The organism is Streptomyces sp. NPDC058697 (assembly GCF_042715345.1).
Taxonomy (GTDB): Bacteria; Actinomycetota; Actinomycetes; order Streptomycetales; family Streptomycetaceae; genus Streptomyces; species Streptomyces liliifuscus.
In genome coordinates this window covers 1-15,553 of record NZ_JBHXSU010000002.1, presented here as the reverse complement: position 1 = coordinate 15,553, position 15,553 = coordinate 1, and the positions used below count along the sequence as shown (strand labels likewise).

General features: G+C 69.0%; 13 protein-coding genes and 1 pseudogene. 4 read left to right on the top strand and 10 right to left on the bottom strand.

Features of this window, described 5'->3' with window-relative positions; all coding sequences use genetic code 11:
- Positions 1–79: 79 nt before the first annotated feature.
- The 4 genes from ACFWXQ_RS04555 to ACFWXQ_RS04540 form a co-directional block, all read right to left on the bottom strand.
- A complete protein-coding gene (locus ACFWXQ_RS04555; protein ID WP_383947873.1) occupies positions 80–1,147 on the bottom strand; it encodes a cytochrome P450 in 1,068 nt (355 codons plus the stop codon).
- A gap of 41 nt (positions 1,148–1,188) precedes the next feature.
- Positions 1,189–2,682, bottom strand: coding sequence for a hypothetical protein (locus ACFWXQ_RS04550; RefSeq protein ID WP_383947876.1), 1,494 nt, complete (start codon positions 2,680–2,682; stop codon positions 1,189–1,191).
- A gap of 425 nt (positions 2,683–3,107) precedes the next feature.
- Positions 3,108–3,944 carry an ATP-binding protein gene (locus ACFWXQ_RS04545; RefSeq protein ID WP_383947879.1) on the bottom strand — a complete coding sequence of 279 codons (837 nt, stop codon included), beginning with the start codon at positions 3,942–3,944 and terminating at the stop codon, positions 3,108–3,110.
- 85 nt (positions 3,945–4,029) lie between these two features.
- Entirely contained in the window at positions 4,030–4,317 is a 288-nt protein-coding gene (locus ACFWXQ_RS04540; protein WP_383947881.1) for a hypothetical protein, read from the bottom strand.
- A gap of 133 nt (positions 4,318–4,450) precedes the next feature.
- Here ACFWXQ_RS04540 and ACFWXQ_RS04535 point away from each other — a divergent pair, with 133 nt between their 5' ends.
- The 3 genes and pseudogenes from ACFWXQ_RS04535 to ACFWXQ_RS04525 all read left to right on the top strand — a co-directional run bounded on the left by ACFWXQ_RS04535 (position 4,451) and on the right by ACFWXQ_RS04525 (position 5,864).
- Positions 4,451–5,224: a GntR family transcriptional regulator gene (locus ACFWXQ_RS04535; protein WP_383947884.1), complete on the top strand. Its 774-nt coding sequence runs from the start codon at positions 4,451–4,453 to the stop codon at positions 5,222–5,224.
- A 15-nt stretch (positions 5,225–5,239) separates the two neighbouring features.
- Positions 5,240–5,347 (top strand): annotated as a pseudogene (locus ACFWXQ_RS04530) (GNAT family N-acetyltransferase); the annotation flags it as partial.
- 157 nt (positions 5,348–5,504) lie between these two features.
- Positions 5,505–5,864 carry an Imm51 family immunity protein gene (locus tag ACFWXQ_RS04525; RefSeq protein WP_383947887.1) on the top strand — a complete coding sequence of 120 codons (360 nt, stop codon included), beginning with the start codon at positions 5,505–5,507 and terminating at the stop codon, positions 5,862–5,864.
- A 174-nt stretch (positions 5,865–6,038) separates the two neighbouring features.
- Here the strand turns inward: ACFWXQ_RS04525 and ACFWXQ_RS04520 are convergent, their stop codons facing one another.
- The 4 genes from ACFWXQ_RS04520 to ACFWXQ_RS04505 form a co-directional block, all read right to left on the bottom strand.
- Positions 6,039–6,851, bottom strand: coding sequence for a leucine-rich repeat domain-containing protein (locus tag ACFWXQ_RS04520; RefSeq protein WP_383947890.1), 813 nt, complete (start codon positions 6,849–6,851; stop codon positions 6,039–6,041).
- A 198-nt stretch (positions 6,852–7,049) separates the two neighbouring features.
- On the bottom strand, positions 7,050–8,390 hold the full coding sequence (locus tag ACFWXQ_RS04515) for a hypothetical protein (RefSeq protein ID WP_383947893.1): 1,341 nt from the start codon (positions 8,388–8,390) through the stop codon (positions 7,050–7,052).
- Between the two features lie 913 nt (positions 8,391–9,303).
- The gene (locus tag ACFWXQ_RS04510) at positions 9,304–9,666 is read right to left on the bottom strand and encodes a hypothetical protein (RefSeq protein ID WP_383940841.1); all 363 of its coding nucleotides are present in this window, start codon (positions 9,664–9,666) and stop codon (positions 9,304–9,306) included.
- 762 nt (positions 9,667–10,428) lie between these two features.
- On the bottom strand, positions 10,429–11,028 hold the full coding sequence (locus tag ACFWXQ_RS04505; protein ID WP_383940856.1) for a hypothetical protein: 600 nt from the start codon (positions 11,026–11,028) through the stop codon (positions 10,429–10,431).
- A 384-nt stretch (positions 11,029–11,412) separates the two neighbouring features.
- On the opposite strand from ACFWXQ_RS04505, the gene ACFWXQ_RS04500 reads away from it, so the two are divergent.
- A complete protein-coding gene (locus ACFWXQ_RS04500; RefSeq protein ID WP_383940838.1) occupies positions 11,413–12,639 on the top strand; it encodes a serine/threonine-protein kinase in 1,227 nt (408 codons plus the stop codon).
- A gap of 29 nt (positions 12,640–12,668) precedes the next feature.
- Here ACFWXQ_RS04500 and ACFWXQ_RS04495 read toward each other — a convergent pair whose 3' ends face one another.
- A complete protein-coding gene (locus ACFWXQ_RS04495; RefSeq protein WP_383940835.1) occupies positions 12,669–12,809 on the bottom strand; it encodes a hypothetical protein in 141 nt (46 codons plus the stop codon).
- Positions 12,806–15,436 (bottom strand): ATP/GTP-binding protein, encoded by a 2,631-nt coding sequence (locus ACFWXQ_RS04490; RefSeq protein WP_386267531.1) that lies wholly within the window; start codon positions 15,434–15,436, stop codon positions 12,806–12,808. Before ACFWXQ_RS04490 ends, ACFWXQ_RS04495 begins: the two co-directional genes overlap by 4 nt.
- Positions 15,437–15,553 lie beyond the last annotated feature (117 nt).

The following is a 15,553-nucleotide window of genomic DNA, read 5'->3' as shown; positions in this document are numbered from 1 at the left end:
ATGGGCTTCATCCATCAGCCGATGGCGTAGGCCTCGTGGCGATGCGCGCGAGTGCCGTCAGGGCGTCGCCCCCGCTCCCCTACGAGGCGGGCTGCCGCTCTTCCAGGTAGACAGGAACCCTCGCCGGGGCATTGCTCGACAGTGACGGGACCCGCTCCCCCGCGGCCAGCGGCTCCGCGGGGGAGACCTCGAACCGTTCGAAGAGCGCCTTGAGCGCGATCCGGGCCTCGATCCGGGCGAGCGGCGCGCCCAGGCAGTGGTGCGGGCCGTGGCCGAATGAGCGGTGCTGGTGGGCGTTGGGCCGAGTGGGGCGGAACGCGTCGGGGTTACTGAAGTGCTGGTCGTCGCGGCCGATCGCGGCATTGTGGATCAGCACCGCGTCCCCTGCGCTCATCGTGACACCAGCGATCGTCACGTCACGGACCAGGTAGAGGAAGAATGTCGTGGCGGCCGGCGGGTCGTACCGCAGGGACTCCTCCACCACCCCGCGATACGGATCCTCGCCCGTGGGGTCGGCCAGGATGCGGGCGAGCTCCTCGGGATGCTCCACCAGGGACTTGATCGCGTTCGACAGGAGATTCTGCGTGGTCTCATGCCCGGCGATCAGCATCAGGAACAAGCTCCCGATGAGCTCCTCCTGGACCATGCCTCCCTTCTCGAATTCTGCGATCAGCGCCGTGGTCAGGTCGTCTCCCGGCTGCGCGCGCTTGGCCGCGACCAGTTGGGCCATCGTGCCGAAGATGCTGCGCTGCGCACCCAGGCGCTGCTGGGGCGGAGTCTGGCTGCTCAGCAGCAGGCCGGTGTCGATGGCCAACTGCCGTTGCATGGTCGGGTCGTCGACCCCGTACAGCTCGCAGATCACCGTGACGGGCACCGGAAAGGCGTAGGCGCTGCGAAGGTCCACCACGGTTCCCGATTCGGTGGCGGCGAGCTGGTCGAGCAGGTCCTGGACGAGCTGCTCAATGCGCGGGCGCAGCGCCTCGACCCGGCGCGCGGTGAAGGCATTCTGGATCGGCTTGCGCAGCCGGGTGTGGTCCTCACCGTCCTGGATGAGCATGGTCGGGGTGACGATGATCTGGAGCAGGGGCCAGGTGTCGGGTATGAGGCCGTCCTGGTAGGCCCGCCAGTGCTTGGGGTTCTTGCGCACGTCGGGATGGTTCGTGAGCAGGTCAGCGACATCGCGCCGGGTTACCGCCCACGCCACCACTTGATCAGGGAGCTCCACCTGGACGATCGGCCCCTGTGCGTGGAGGGCTCGGATGTCGCCGAGGAGGTCTCGGGATTTGGGGTCGAGCCGGAAGAGAGCAGCGGGGACCCCCACGTCGTGAGGGGCGGTGTTGTCGTCGTTGAGCTGTGGCTCGGTGACTGCCATGACGGGCCTCCGAAGGCGGATGGGACTTCGGCCCGGCGTTCGCCGGGCTCGGCTGGGGTGAAGCGGACGTGCAGGGCAGTGAGCGCCCGCACGACGAACGAAGGCCCCCATGACAGGGGTTTGGGGTCGGCCAGGGCCATGTGGTGGCAGCGGGCCCACAGCCGGTCCACGGCCACGGTGGCGATCAGCTCGCCCAGATCGCGGGCCGGGTTGGGGCATCTGTGCGCTCCGGCGCCGTGAGCGAAATTCGAATCGTTGCTGCGCGTGTACTCCTCACGGTCGGCGCCCTGGCCGAGCGCAGGGTCGTGGTTGGCCCCGCCCAGGCCCAGGACGAGCATGTCGCCCGCCTGAATGTGCCGGCCGCCCAGGACGACGTCCTGCTTCGGGAACGCCCCCATGACGTTCTCGGCCGGCGGCTTGTTCCATTTGGTCGTCCGCAGGACGGCGTCCAGGGTGACCGTGCCGGAGTTCAGGGCGCCACTCAGCCGTCGGTCGGTGGCCAGTTCCGCAAGGGTGTTCGCGATCAGGCCGGTGGACGCTCCCGCGCCGGAGTTGAGCATCAGCCACAGGTCCTGCCGCACGGCCGTATTGTCCAGGCCGGGGGCGGCGGCGATCAGCCAGGAGGCGACGTCCTCGTCGGGTGTCTCACGTCGGTCGCTCACCAACTGGGTCAGGATCTGGGTGATCTCGTGGTCGGCCCGCTGGGCCTGCCGCCCGCCGGCCAGCATCCGGTGGATCGTGTCGAGCAGACGTGCTTCTTCGGCGGGTCCGCGCAGACCGAACAGCCGGGCCAGGACCAGCAGGGGCAGCGGCCTCGCGTATTCCGCGATCAGCTCCGCCGATCCGAGCTTGCAGAACCGGTCGATCAGCAGATCGGCGTAGGTCTCGACGAGTTGCCTTGTCTGCTTCAGGTCGATCTGCCGCAGCGCCCTGATGAGCGCATCCCGACGGGGCTGGTGGTAGGGAGCGTCGGCGAACCGGGTGTTGTCCCGGTGGATGATCTGCGGAAGCAGCCACCAGTCCGGCTTGACCCGGCCTTCGGCGAGCTCGCGCCAGTACCGCGAATCCCGGCTGTACAGCTGCTCGTTGTTGCAGACCTCGGCCAGTTCCGCGTAGCCGATGACCAGCCAGGCCGGGATGCCGTGCTCGCCGCCGTCCGGGTCCAGATAGATGGGCACCACGGGGCCGTACTGCTCGCGCAGTGATTGATACAGGCGGGAGGGCCCGGCCCGCATGTCCTCGTTGGAGAGGGTCACCCGTTGCGGTAAGAACTCGCTCCTGGCCTGGGACGGCCGGTTGGGGTAGGTCATCGCACCGTGTCCTGTTGTGGGGAGACTTGGGCAGCGCGGCCGCGGCGGCCGTGTGCGATCAACTCGGAACCAGGCAGGTCGCGGGAGTTCTAGGCTGACGTGCGCGATCTCTGCTTCGGTTCGATCGTGATGCAACGGCCCTCAAACTGTCAACAATTATGAACGATTTGTGCCGTCCGGTTCGCGCTTCTGGAGGGTCCGCCTGCGGTCGCAGAACGCTGCCGGATTCGCAGGCGCCGGGCCACGACGGAAGACCGCCGTTTCCGCCTCGGCTCGTGACCGTGGGCTCCGGCCCTGCCGCTGAGAGCTCGAAGACCGGCAACCGGCAGGCGGATCCCGCGCTTGCGCCAAGGAAGAGCCATCTGCGCGGGTCCGCCCATCACGCTCACAGTCGCGTTTGGCAGCAGCGGTGCACAGCGCGCAGGTCACGGTGACACCTCATCCGGGTTGCACGGCAGCAGCCACGCCCGCACCGTCTTCGCGCGAGCGTCCCCGGACAGAGACCAGGTGACCCTCGCGCCCAGAAGCTGGGCGTACATCAGGCCCCTGCCCCGCTCTCCGGCGATGGCGGCCTGACTGTCCGGGAACTCCGGGAGCGGGTCCGTCACGTCGACGAGCAGCATGTCGTCCTCGGTAATCGACAGGCGTACGGACATCTCCGCCTCGGGGCCGCCGGCCGTCCCGGCGTGAACGACGGCGTTCTCCGCGAGCCGCGACAGCACCTCGGCCGCCACAGCGACGTCCCCCGGCCATCCCAGCACGGTCAGGAACATGCGGGAGTCGTTCCGCACCCGGCGCAGGCTCGCCCGGGTCAGGGTGTAGGTCCGGCCCCAGGTGCGGTCGATGGGCGCACTGGCGCCGACGGGATGGAGCGAAGACCTCTGATCTCCGGCGTGGGGGTACACGGCGAAGGCGGCCAGGCGCAGCAGCCATGCACTTAGGGCCGCCCGTTCGCTCCGGGTGCGGACAATCTCCCGCTCCGCGGGCACGATCAGGCCGACGGCCTCGCCGCTGTCCAGGAGTTGGGCAACGCGGCGCCAGCCGGTGCGCAGACGAGCCGGAACGTGCAGCGGCGCCAAGTCGTACGCCTGGTGCACGACGGTCCAGCCCTGCCGGGTGGCAACGTCGGCCAGGGCCGTGAGGGTGTGGACGGCGGCCCGGGGGGCGAGGGTCGTCGTGTAGAGCGCGACCGCGGCGCCCGGCTCGGCGGTGCCGATGGCCGGCGCTGACGGCCCGGCAGTGACAGGGGTCGGGTGGGTCATGCCGCGGACTCCCGGTCCTGCGAGGCGTTCACGCGGCGTGGGGAAGTCGAGAGGCGCGGGAGCGGCCCCTTGCGCAGAGGGCGGGTCACGACGGTGCTCTCCCGGTGTCGGATTTCTGGATCTCGGCCCAGATGACGGAGGGGCCGGTGCGCGGGACGGTGTGCCCGAAGCGGTCGGCCGTGTCTTGCAGGAACACCAGCACGGCAAGGCAGACGGCTTCGCTGAGCGCGGCCGGGACCGGTGCCCAGATGCGTAAGGCGGCGTCGGTCTCCTCAACGCGGACGGCTCCGGGATCGTCGTTGTCCGCGGGTGCGCTGAGCGCGCTGGTGAGCATGGAGGCGATCGCGGTGGCCTTGGTTGTCGGCGAGCTCACGGATCTCCCCTGTACGTGCATGATCACGCAATGTATACCTGATGCATCAGCTTGTACCTGATGCATTAACTTGTCAATTGAGAGCCACAGCCGGGCACTCCAGCGAAGCAGCCGACCAGTACGGAGTCCGCCTATGGGGCACGACGAGCCGCCACAGCACCAGGTGGTCGCAGGCGACCTGCGCCGTCGGCTCGCCGCCGACGAGTGGGAAACCGGCGCGAAGATGCCCTCGCGCGCTCAACTCGCCCAGGAGTACGCCGTCGGCCCCAACGTGGTGCAGAAGGCCGTGGAACGCTTGATCGTTGAGGGACTCCTGGAAGGCCGCGCCGGATCGGGCACCTACGTGGCCCAGCCGCGCGAGCGGCGCCGGATGATCCGCTCACGGCACCGCGAGCGCCGCGGCGGCTCCCCGTTCCGCGCCGACATGCTGGAGATCGGCCGAACCGGCACCTGGGAAGCATCCTCCGAGGCCCGCGTGCCCGCTCCGCAGGACATCGCCCGGCGTCTGGGTATCCAGCCCGGTGATCCGACCGTTCGCACCAGATACGAATTCCTCGCCGACGGCAAACCCGCGCAGCTCGCGGTCAGCTTCGAGCCCATGGCCATCACCGGCGGGACACCCATCCTGCTCCCGGAGATGGGCCCGTTCGCAGGCCAGGGCGTGGTCGAGCGGATGCGCTCGATCGGCGTCAACGCCGAAAAGTGGATGGAAGTGCCCCGGCCGGCCCGCGCCACCCCGGAGCAGGCTGCCCTGCTCGGGATCGGCGCCGGCGACCTGGTCCTGTCCATCGAGCGGACGTACTACGACGGGGACGGCCGGGCGGTCGAGACGGCTGACATCATCGTCCCTGACCAGCGCTGGGAAGTCGCCTACGAATTCGCCGTCGACCCGCCCGAGCAGGACTGACCGCCCGGTACCGCCTCGATGCACCTCGCGGCAAAGCTCGGGTTCGCCGAGGTAGAGCGGTTCCAGGCTTGGGACGCGGAGCAGTGGCTAGGCATGCGGTCCCCGGTCACGACGCCAGAGTGAGCTCGTGCTCGACAGCGCGGATCCGCAACTCGACAGCGCTGCTAGGACGGAGCCCAGCGCTGTCGAACGCGACACAGACACCGCCCTGGTCACGCGCATGGGACCTGCTTGCGCAGCAGTGACGTCGACTGTCCGAGCTGCCCCTTACGATCACGCGGTGACTGAACAATCGCCTCTGGCCCCGTTCATCCTCGACGAGGCAGACGCCCCACAGACCTCGCACTGCCTGATGCTCTTCGACGGCGACATGGAACACGTTGAGGACATCTTCGAGGAGCACAATGCCGAAGGAAACGGCCACGGTTGGGAGGGGCTGGCCCAGTCGCTGGTCCAGTCGCTCATGCCCGACGTCGCCGACCGCCTCGACTTCGGATCCGAATCCGGCACCTTCGTCGTCACCAGCACCGACCTCACCGGACTGCAGCGACTGGGCGAAGTGCTCCACGACGCATTCCACGACCGCGGCCTCCTCGCACGCCACATCGAAGGCGCTGACCCACTCTTCCTGCCGCGCTGACGAGCTGGGAATCAGCCCCGGTCGCCATTGCTTCCTGGCCTCCGCGCCCCACGTGTCGACCGACATGTATTTCTCCATCGGCAGCGGCAGCTTCCCCGCCCAGATGTTCGAGCCATCGGCACATCATCGTGGTCGTTTCTCCGGCGGCCGGAGGGGGAGAGGCGATTCGGCTGATCAGTCCCAGCCGGATGCCGGCTGGTCGACTCGGCCGCCGCGGTGCGGTGTAGGGATGTAGTCGCGAGCGCCATCAGGCAGCGCGGCGACACACTCCGATGAACAGGCGCTGACGAGCAGGGGTAGTACGTCAGTGGCAACGCGCAGCGAAAGCCACACCTGGTGGAGTCCACGCTGCTCGACCGGGCGGTCGCAGACACTGCAGTTGTGGGTGGCGGTGGCGCCCCAGTGCCGGGGATCCATGGCGCCCAGATCGAGGTCCGCATCGGAGCCTGGAGCGGGCTGAAGCTTCGGGAAGGGTGGTCGCAGCTTGTAGTTGCCGAACAACGCGCGCGTGCTCACCGTGCTGCGGGTCAGCTTCCGGCAGCGGGTGATCTCGTAGGGGAACCAGTGCAGCCGGTAGGAGGTGTAAGGGGTGAACTCCTCCAGGCTGGCCATGGCCCCGATCTCGGGCGGGATCCGGACCAGGTTGCTGCCGTAGAGCACGAGGTGCTTGACCGCCGTCAGCCTGGCGATGCTCCGCGGCAGTGTGATGACCTGCCGCCGCTCTTCCGGGCTGAGCTCGATCAGAGGGCGGAACTCTTCGCGTCCGTCGGCTTCTGCCTCGTCGACCAGGTCCAGCAGGTGCTGCCAGCCTGGCGCGGAGGTGTCCTGCAGTTCGGTGTGGAACCCGACCCGGGCCCGCGGGCGCGGCCTGGACTGGTCGAAGCACGAGCATGCATCTGCCCTTTGGTGCCCGCCCCCACCCAGCGCTTGGCCCGACGTGTCGCCCCAGCGGTTCACATAGAGCCTCGGCTCTGCCTCGTCCGTCATGGCGCCAAGATACGGAGATCGCCATGGGCCGGCGGCACCCCATTGCCCAGCCGAGGGAACCAGAGGCACCCATCGTCAAGCTCGAAGACTTGAGCGGGGAAGTTGACGCCACTGACGGGAAATTGCGTGACGTTCCACACCACGACAACGACATTGCGACTCATCGCCAGAATCAGCCCCTCCTGCCGGAACGAGTGATCAGCCACGTCCGGCTGCCCAGTTCTCCAGTTCCGCGCGAAGAACTGCACACGCTCTCTCGGCCTGTGCCTGATCGCGGAGTTCCTCCAGCCACCCCTGGTCAGAAGCAGGCGACGTGCGAGAGGGCGGCCTCGGGCGTTGGCCCCAGGCCCGAGCAGCGTAAATCTCTCTGGGCGCAAAGGCGTTGCCCCATGACTGATCAGGCAGGGACGCCAGGAAATCCTCTTCGGGCTCGCGCCACATCGGGCGGCTGGCGGGAGGTACTTGCCGGACGGGACGCGCTGCTCGTGCTTCGGCGAGTTGCCGGCGCAGTTGGGGGCGGAGCTGTTCGGAGTAGCGCTGCCAGGCCGGGTGGTGGGCCTCCTCGCGCCGGCGCAGCATGTCCGTGTGTCGGGTGCCGCCCTCGTCGACCCGGTCGTCCGCCACGACGGATGGGGTGAAGTGGGGAAGGTGACCGAGGCGCTGGCGGCGGGTCAGTTCGTGGCGTACGTAGGCTGCCGGGTCGCGCAGAAACCCGGGAACACCCCAGGTGAGCGGTTCAGCAGCGAGGCTCTGCCAGGTCCATCCGGCTGAGGTGAGGGGGCGCAGGGCGCACGCAAGGCGGCGGGCACAGCCGCGGTGCAGCCACCACACCTCGCGCTGCAGACGTTCGGCGATGCTGACGCCGCGGGCGCATTCGGCCGCAGACACCCTCGGCCTGTTGACGGCCGTGCGTCGGGCGGTCTTTGCACGCGTACGCGGGGTGTATGTATTTCCCCCCACCGTCTTCAGGGAAAGTCCTTCTGGGGGAACCCCTACAGAAGGGGTGCATGAGGAACGACGGGACGAGACCTTGCGGGCGCAGAGGCGGGCGTCTTCGACAGCCAGCCTCCGCCCCTCCTCGGTTACTCCCACCTGCCGTGCCGTGTAGCCGGTCCCCTCAATGCGGCGGCCCATCGCCTGATCCCAGACGCGTGGTGCGACCGCGGCGAACAGCGTGGCCGTGCCGCGATATCCAGTGGTCCAGGCGGAGCCGTGCCGCGTGCGCAGGACGTTCGTTCTCGTGCCGTGCTCGACGTAGGCGAGCAGGCCGAGCTCGCGGAGGTAGCGGGCGTGATTGAGCACGGCACGGCGTCTGAGGCCGAGTTCATGTGCGGTCGCTTCGATGCTGAAGGGGAAGTGGCCGTCCTTGCTGCGGCGCATCCGGAGGGCGAAGACCTCCGCGAGGCGCAACGTCGTCCGGCCGGCCTTGGCGTGGAATCCGGCTCCGACCATGAAACGGACAGCCGCGAGGAAATCGCTGTCGCGGCGCAGCTGACGCGAGGCGGTGGTGTCGAGCTCCTGGCGGCTGGCGTCAGCCACGAGATCGAATGCGTGCCGGGGTGCGCCCTTGCGGGATCGTGTCGCAGCCACATCCGGGCGGGCCGCAGGGGCGATATGGCGGCACGCCACAACCTCGTGCATCATTACCTCCGTACTCCGGGGCCTCTGCGCCGGGGCACACGAAGCCCCTGATGGGTGCTTCGGGGTTCGGTGAGAACCAGAAATCTGTCCGGCCTGGGCCGGGCACTTCGCGGGAGCAGGGATTGGGCCCTGGGACCGCGGTGGCAGTTCGGCCGAGAGGCCCGGCGTCAACCGGGCCTGGCGGCCGCGGGCGGCAGAGGGCGCTGGAAGGCCCTCCTTGAAACCGCCCGCAGGCGTTGGGCTATCTCATCCAGCCCCCGGTCTGGGGGCAGTACAGGATCCGCACGCTGTCGGGCGTGCGGAAGTCCACCGGACCGGAGCTGATCCAGCGTTCACCTGGCGGGGCTCGCCTGGACCCGAAGTACCGTTCCGGGGATGCCACTTCAGTGAAGGGGATCGGCGCAGCGGCCGTATCCGGCGAGGCGATTCGTCCAGGGAGGGCAGGAAGTCACCCGAGGCCTTCGTGGCCGAGGACCCGTTCGCAGGGGCCGGGACACAGGGAACGGCCCAGGTCCGCTTTCGCCGCCCGCGGGCTCCTGGCAGCACATGTTCCCTGTGTTTCTGCCTCACGCTGCTCGCCTGTTCTCGACGCTCTGCCGTCCCGCTGGCGCTGGTTCTACGGTTCGGGCGGAAACGTGGAAGGCGCCGGTCACTGGCGCGAACAAGGGCGGAGCGGCGCATCAGCGTCGTGAACTTGCGATGGCCGCTGTGCGGCGTGACGCGGGCACGTGCGAGCTGATGCGCAGGTGGCGCAGCACAAGGGGCCTGGTCGTGCCGGAACACTCCGTCGGCTGGGGGCGAGGGCGTGCCGTCAGGTGTGCGGAGCAGCGATCTCTTCAAGGAGGACCTGCAGCCGGTCGACGAGGTCTTGCGTCCGGTCGGTGTGCTGGTCCACCCACAGCCGAAGTTGCGCCTCACTGATAGTGGTGCCGTCCGGGAGAGCGATCTCTTCAAGGACCTGCAGCCGGTCGAGGAGGCCTTGTGTCCGGCTGATGTTCCGGTCCACCCACAGCCGAAGTTGCGCCTCACTGATAGTGGTGCCGTCCGGGAGGAGGAACCTCTCCGGGCCCCGGCTGAGCCGGAGCGCGTTCTCCAGATGACGCATAGCCGCACCGAGTTCGGTGACGAACCACATCTCGTCCGGGGCCTCATGGGACTCGTCTGGGGTGGTCATTGCTCCTCCTCGTCGGTGTCGAGGCCATCCCGTCACACCGCCGGCGTCTGGGCAGCGTGCGCTCAGCCGCTGCCGCAGATCGGCCGTCGGGGGCAGCAACTACCGGCCTGCTCGCTCCTGTCGTTTGGCCGCCTCTCCACCGGGTCAACCCCTGCAGTACAGCGAGGTGTCGGCGCTTGCTGGCCCCTGGGAGTCGGCACGCCGTGTGTACACGTACGGGTCGCGGGCTCCGACACGGGCCGGCACTGGAGGTGCTGCCGCTCCACGGCGGGCGGCAGGCCGAGGATCCGGGCGGCCGCCTCTGGACACACTGCCGGATCGGAAGCGGTCGGCCGGGGAGGCCTGTATGGCAACGTAGCGGCACCACTGTGCGAGGCAGTCTGTGTACCGCCGGAGTACTCACCCGCCCCCTCGAGTGTGGGCTGCTGGTCCTCGGGGACGCAGGAGATCGTTGTCTCCAGCGGCGGGAGTTCTGGTTCATCCTGACCAGGGCCGGTGAGGCGGCCGGCTCGGACGCTCCGCCAAGCATCTGTGATCTCCCTGCCTTCGACGGTGTCGGATGCTCTTGCTGCATCACCAGGCGCGGTCGGCGGCCTGGCGTCGGAAGTGGCGGCGGACCCCTCCGCAGGGTCGGAGGGGTCCCGGTTACTCAAGGCGATGGTGCTGCGGCGGAGCCTCTTTCGACTGCGGTCGCCTCCCCGGTGGGCGGCCGCAGATTCGAGGCGGCGCGGGCTGTGGGCGGTCCGCTCCGCGTCTGCTGGACTACTGGTTGGGGAACGTCCAGATGTACGGCTCTCCGTTCTCTTCCGCCCAGTGGACCTCAAGAGACTTCGAGTTCGCGGGCACCAGGTACGACTCACAGAACGTGTGGGAATCGCCTGCCTTGAAACTCTCGACGTCGTACGGGTCCTCGCAGCCGGGCGCATCGTCGGAGGCGCCGATGAGCAGCGCACCGCGCCGGCCGTCCGCCCATATCGTCGTGCCGTCGCCTGCGTCCGATTCGGTTGTGAGGGCGGGGCCGGCCTTGTGCGTGAACTTCACGTGGGCGACCGCGAGGGCCATCCCCTTGGCGTCCGCCGGGTCCTGGACCAGCTTGGCGGCCTCGGCCTGGGTGCCGAGATCCACCTTCTCCGCGGTGATGTCGTAGGTGACGGTGCCGTCCTCTTCCTTGACCTTCCCGGCGGCGCTCTCACCCGTGGCGAGTTCGCCTCCGGACGACTCCTTGGACGGTGATGCGGTGGCCTTGGGCTGGGTGGTCTTCTTCGAGTCTGAGGTGGTGTCGTCGCTTCCGCCGCAGGCGCTGAGAGTGAGCGCGAGAACGGCAACGGGCGCGGCGAGCCGCAGTGCGGTGTGGTGGGGCAGCAAGACAGGCTCCTTCTGTGAGCTGTGGGGGGCGCCCGATGGGTGGATCCGGTTGATGCACCGGTTTTCCCTGGTGGGCGAGTTGGTCGCCTGTCCGGCACGCCTGGTCGCAAGGCGCCGATGGCGATCATTGGGCTGTCGCGATCCTGGTGCACCGAAACGCATAGTGTCAATAATTGTGAACGATTTGAGCTCTCGTGCTGCGCGATACTTGAGTTCGCCCGTACGTCTCGGGACGTGCCAGGCTGCCTTCGAAAGCTGAAGTCGCCCTATCGTCCGAAGGCTTCGCTCGTCACGTGTGCCAACAACCTCACTCCGGCAGGTACGTTGAAAAGGCCGCCGCATCCGGCCAACGACACACGCCACGGGGGAGGGGATCAGGCTGTGAGCACCGCAGATCCCGACGCGTTCGGGCCCTTCCTGGTCCTGGGCCGTCTGGGAGCCGGCGGCATGGGCACCGTCTACCTCGGCAGGTCGCCCGGCGGCCGCCGGGTCGCCATCAAGACGATCCGGGCCGACCAGGCCGCCGCCCCCGGCGTCCGGGAGCGCTTCCGCCGTGAGGTGGACGCCGCCCGCCGCATGGGCGGCTTCTGGACCGCGCCTGTCGTCCAAGCCGACCCGGATGCGGCCACCCCATGGGTCGCCACCGCGTACCTCGACGCCCCCGACCTTGGCGAGCACGTCCGGCGGAAAGGACCGCTGCCCGCCCCCGAACTGCCCGCGCTGGCGGCCGGCCTGGCCGAAGCGCTGGCCGCCATCCACGACGCAGATCTCATCCACCGCGACCTCAAACCGGCAAACATCCTGATCACCAAGGACGGACCCCGAGTCATCGACTTCGGGATCGCACGCGCGGAAACCGACGACTCCCTCACCACCATCGGCGGCATCCTCGGCACACCCGGCTACATGTCGCCGGAACAGGCCAACGGTGAGATCACCGGCCCGGCCAGCGACGTCTTCTCCCTCGGCGCCGTGCTGTATTACGCGGCCACCGGCACCAGCCCGTTCGGACACGGCACCGTCCCCGCGCTGCTGCACCGCGTCGTGCACGACGAGCCAGACCTCACCTCGGTCCCGGACACACTGCGCACCGCACTCGCGGCCTGCCTGCACAAGGAACCCGCGCGCCGGCCGACTGCCGCTGCCCTGATGGCCGTACTGCAGGACCCGTCCACCTGTGTCGGGGGTGGCCGGTATCGAGCACCCGAGCCAACACCAGCTTCCAGAACCCACACGTGGTGGGAGCGCCCCGCCCCGACGGCGCGGCGAACCGTGCCCCTGCACGACGACTCGCCAGCGGCGGACGACCCCTGGCGGTCGGGCACGGCCACGGTGCCTGAACCATCCAGGCCCGCCTTCGCGACGGGCGCCCGGGCCGTCATTGACCACCGTGCCGGTCACGCAGCTGCGCGCGGCCCCGCGCCCGGGCCCCGCGTTGACGCCGTGGTGGTTGGCGATGTCGTCGAGCACACCCGGTTCGGCATTGGCACTGTGATCGAAGTAGAGGGCAACGGGATCCCGGCCGTCGCCCACGTGTCCTTCGGCCCACAGAACACCATCAAGCGGATCCGGCTCCGCTACGCCCCCATGCAGAAGATCGACACCTGACCGCGGAGGTTCGCACCACAGGATCGGCCTCATCGCTCAGACCCTTCGCGACGCTCGACCCTGGCCAACGCCACCCGCGGGAACGCGGCCAGGAGCAGATGCCGAACCGGCTCCATGAGGATGAGCGTGAGCCAGGACTTCGTGGGCTCGGCGACGGCGGTGAGGGTCATTGGTATGTGTTCGTGTGCTGGTTCAGGCGTGCGTCTGCCGTGGCGGCGGGAGCGCGCTGGGTGAGGAAATCGAGGACGCGGGCCTGTTGAGCGGCAGCAGTGGTAGTGAGCTCGTCGAGTGGCAAGGCCCCGGCGGTGACCCGGGCTGCGCGCTCCAGGGCACCGACTTTGCCGGGGCGTGCGTAGTCGGCGAACACCTTGTCCAGGTGCGGGCCGGTGATCCGGACAGGTCCGATGCGGCGGCCGCTGATGGTGAGTGACATGTAGTGTTCGAACCGGTCGAGTGCGGCCACTTCGTCCGCGCTCGGTTTGTCTCCCCACTCCGCGGTGATCGGGGCGATCGCGGATTTGGATCCTGCTGTGGAGGCCAGCGTGGACGCGTTCTGTGTCAAGGACATCCGCACGGGGGCGGGCAGACGGCCCAGCAACTGGGTCATTCCGTGCACCGTGACCCTGAACTTGCGGAAATCCTCGAACATCGACGCGATGGTCTCCGGAGCGGCGCCGGTCAGGGTGATCAGCTCGTCGAAGTACAGCCGGAATGGACGCCGTTCATCCTCGGGCGTGTCCCGCCGTGAACGCACCGCCCGCAGCAGGTCCCGCGCGATGAGTGCGGTCAGGAGCCGGTCGGTGGGTCCGTTCCCGGCCGGGCACACCCACACGATCAGGCCGTTGTCCATGGCGGCCCGGCTGTTGTAGACGCCGACCGGCTGGCCGAGAAAGGCGCGGGCGACAGGGTTGGAGGCGAGGCGGGCGAGTGGGTTAAGGACGACCCCGAATGCGTCCGGGGGGAAGGTGGGAAACACCGTCCGCCACCACGATCTCGTGTCCTCGTCCAGCTGGTCCGCCACGGCGGCCAGTGCTGCGCTCCGGAAGTTCGGGTCGGAGATCAGGGACCGCACCTGGAAGACGGTGGTCTGGTCCTCGGGGCGGCCGGCTTGGCAGGCGGCCTGGTTGACGGCGACCAGCACGGCCAGGGCCGAGGTGAGGATGGTCAGCGCGCGAGGAGCGGCGGCATCGTCCCAGCCGAGGATGGAGGCGAAAGCGTCGGTGACCGCCTCGACGACGTCATGCGGAGCCTGCCCGTGGTGCATGGCGATCGGATTCCACGAGCTCAGCATCGAGGAGGGCCCCGCCGTGTTGAGGTCGATCAGCGCGATCTTCTGCATCAAGTGGTCGTGGGCGAGGAAGGTCGCGGCGCGTGGCCAGGAGTCGCGATGCGGGTCGACGAACATGAGCCCGCCGCCGGCGTGTGCCCACGCGATCGCCTGCGCCAGGGCGCGTTCCGTCTTCCCGCCGCCAGCCTTGCCGACCCCGCACTCGAACAGCGTCTCGGCGGTGTGGGTGGCGACCAGACGCGTCCGGCCGTCGGGTCCCCGGTAGATGCCCTGCAGCAGCAGCTCAGGATTCCCGAACTCGAAGGTCGGCAGGTCGCCGGCGAGCAGCGGCAGCCGGCAGTGGACGGTGGGCGGTTTGAGCAGTCCGGTCAGTTCATCCAGTCGCACCCAGTTCACGCGGGGCGGCTGGCATTGCCCCAACTCCCAGCGCCGCTCGAAGCTGCGCCGGGTGGGCCAGTGATCGGCACCGAACCGCCACGGGCCCAGCCGGAATCCGCGCATCGCCCACCGGGAGCGGCCGCCGAACACGTCGAAACCTGCCTGGAGTTGGGCGAGGCGGGCCTGGGAGCGGCCTTCGATGTTGGATGCGCACATCACGAGCAACTGCACGCGCACGAGGTGGTCGTCGTGGGCGAGTTTGCCGAGTGCCTCGGCCGGGTCCACCCGGCGCGGCACGGGCGGCATCACCAGTCGTCGCCCGGCTGATCTGTCCTTGCCGGTGACCAGCGCCTGCAGATTCCAGGCCAACGAGTCCTCGATCCCGGTGGCGTCCTGGCGCACCCAGCGCGCCGCGCGCTGGGTCTCCCGGCGCTCCTGGCGGCGTGCGGCACTCATGAGCTGCAGACGGCGAGCGCGCAGGGTCCACTTGGGGGCGCGCTGGATGTCGAGGCGGACCTCGGCGAGGTCGCCCAGTTCGGCACGAAGGTCGGACACGGCGTCGACCAGGGGCTGCAGCGGGTCGGGCTCCAGGGGCACCTCCCGCAGGGGAGAAATGGGCTTGCCGCGCAGGATGAACTCGGCCCGCACCACGTGGTCGCGTGGCTTGTCCACGATCGGACGGGCCCGGTCGACGGTGACGTTCGGCCCGAAGGGGGTGATCGACAGCAGGCGTTCGCCGCCCGCGGGGCCTTCGATGCGGTAGCGCAGTGGGCTGGAGCCGTCCGCGCGCAGCCTGATCTGCACCGATTTCGACCGGCGCGGCGCCCACCAAGGCATGCTCACCGAGGCACGCGCCAACTGCACCCCGCGGCGGAAGATCTCCTCGATGCCCGGGTCGAAGTGCCGGGTGGGGGTGAGCTCCACGGCCATCCGCTCGGCCGAGGCCCGCTGCGCGTAGTGCCGCACCACCATCTCGCCCACGCTCCAGAGAATGGTGATCGCGAGGGCGAGCAGGTACCAGTGGTCGTAGAGCCAGTCGACGGCTCCGACGAGCCAGTTGACCAGGCCGAGTACCTGACCGGAGGTCTCCTCGGAGGCACGGTCCGTCAGATACGAGGCTGGGGAGTCCACGTCGGCTCTCCCTTCTTGGGAGTGAGAGTGAAGAACAGATCGGTGATACGGAGGTCGGTGTACGTACCGCCGCGGTCCGTGCCGGCCCACACCAGATGGACCACCGCTTTGTCCGGG